Origin of the sequence: Streptomyces sp. NPDC058221 (genome assembly GCF_042882365.1) — a bacterium.
GTDB lineage: Bacteria > Actinomycetota > Actinomycetes > Streptomycetales > Streptomycetaceae > Streptomyces.
The window spans coordinates 1-2,018 of the sequence record NZ_JBHVWF010000306.1; the positions used below are offsets into that span (position 1 = coordinate 1).

1 protein-coding gene is annotated in these 2,018 nt (G+C 69.1%); it reads left to right on the top strand.

All coding sequences use genetic code 11. The features are described from left to right. Positions 1-70: 70 nt before the first annotated feature. Positions 71-2,018 (top strand): type I polyketide synthase (locus ACFVW8_RS39045; RefSeq protein ID WP_389698793.1); only part of this gene is annotated, 1,948 nt, incomplete at its 3' end.

The window sequence follows — 2,018 nt, forward strand, 5'->3', positions numbered from 1 at the left end:
CGGTCCGGTCCGGGTTCCCTTCTCCTGGTCGAACGTCACGCTGCACGCGACCGGAGCCACCAGCCTCCGCGTGACCCTCACAAAAACCGCCGACGCGACAGCTCGGTTCACCGCGGTGGACATCGCCGGGCTGCCGGTCGTGACGGCTGAGGCGGTCACGACTCGCCCCCTGGCACTCGACGAGGCGAACGCAGGTCTCGATTCGCTGTACGAAGTGGCGTGGACACCCACCGAGCAGGCCGTCTCGTCCGTTGCCGGCTGGGCTGTTCTCACCGCCGAAGCACACGCTGCGAGCAGCCTCGGCCTGGACGGCTGCGACCGATACGCAGACGTCGGGGCTCTGAACAGCGCACTTGAGGATGGATCCGAGGCGCCCAACGCTGTGTTCGTCCCGGTGCTGCCCGGTGTTGCCGACGGTTCCGACGACCCCACCGAGACGCTGGAACGGCTGCTCGCCCTGATTCAGGAGTGGGTGGCCGCAGACGCACCGGCCGGAACCCCGCTCGTGGTCGTGACCCGTGGTGCGGTGGCAGTCGGTGCGGACGCCGGCGTCGACCACCTGACTGGCGCTGCTGTGTGGGGGATGGTGCGCGCGGCGCAGGCCGAGTACCCGGACAGGTTCGTACTGCTGGATCTGGATCCCGACACTGCCGACACACCGTTACTGATTCCCTTTGCTTCCCAAATCGCTGTCCGCGACGGAAAGCCCCACACCCCCCGACTGGTCCGCCAGGCCCCTTCCCCTTCCCCTTCCCCTGCCCTCGCCCCTGTTGGTGCCGATCCCAGCTCCAGTCCCAGCCCGGCTTCCGACTCCATGCCGGTACCCGACTTCGGGAACCGAGTCCTGATCACCGGTGCCACGGGCACCCTTGGCACGCTGATCGCCCGCCACCTGATCACTCGCCACCAAGTACCGGAGTTGGTCCTTGTCAGCCGTCGGGGGAGGGACGCCGAGGGTGCCGCCGAACTGGAAGCGGATCTCACTGCCCTGGGCGCACGGGTCACATTCGCCGCGTGCGACGCAGCCGACCGCGAGGCGCTGGCCGCACTGCTGGCCGACCACGCCCCGACCGGCGTGATCCATGCCGCCGGTGTGCTTGATGACGGACTGCTCACGTCGCTCACCCCGGCGCGGCTGCGGACCGTGTTGAGGCCCAAGATCGACGCCGCACGCAACCTTCATGAGCTGACGGCCGATCTGCCGCAGCCTCCCACTGCCTTCGTGCTCTTCTCCTCCGTCGCGGCAACGCTCGGAAACACCGGGCAGGCCGGCTACGCGGCGGGCAATGCGTACCTGGACGCCTTGGCCCACCACCGTCGTGCCATGGGACTTCCCGCGTCGTCGCTGGCGTGGGGCCTGTGGGCGGAGACCAGCATGATGACGCGGGCACTGGACGGGGCGCGCGTCGGTTCCCATGGAATTGCGCCCCTGCCGACCGCACAGGCCCTTGCTCTTTTCGACCGGGCGCTGTCCCCGGGTGCGGGGCCGGTTTCCTTGCCTGTGCTGTTCGACCGCTCCGTGCTGCGTGAGCAGGCCGCGCGGGGAACACTTGCCGACACACTGCGCGGCCTCGTGCCTGCGCCCGTCCGGCAAGCGGCGACCGGTGCCGCATCGGGGGGCGCAACGGGTCAGTTCGCCCGCAGCCTCGCCGAGCTCCCCGAGGACAAACGGCTTGGAGTAGTGCTGCAACTGGTCCGGGAGCAGTGTGCCGCAGTGCTCGGCCACGCCACAGTGGACGCCGTCGATGTGAGCGCCGCCTTCAACGTGCTCGGGTTCGATTCGCTCATGGCGGTGGAACTGCGCGATCACCTCGGCATGGCCACCGGGCTCAGGCTGCCCGCCACCCTCGTATTCGATCACCCGACACCCGCAGCACTGGCGGAGTCCGTCCTCGCCACACTCTCGGGGACGTTGCCGGATTTCGTTGCCGGGTCGGTGGTTTCCTCGGTGGTGGATGAGGAGCCGATTGCGATTGTGGGGATGGCGTGCCGGTATCCGGGTGGGGTGGGTTCGCCGG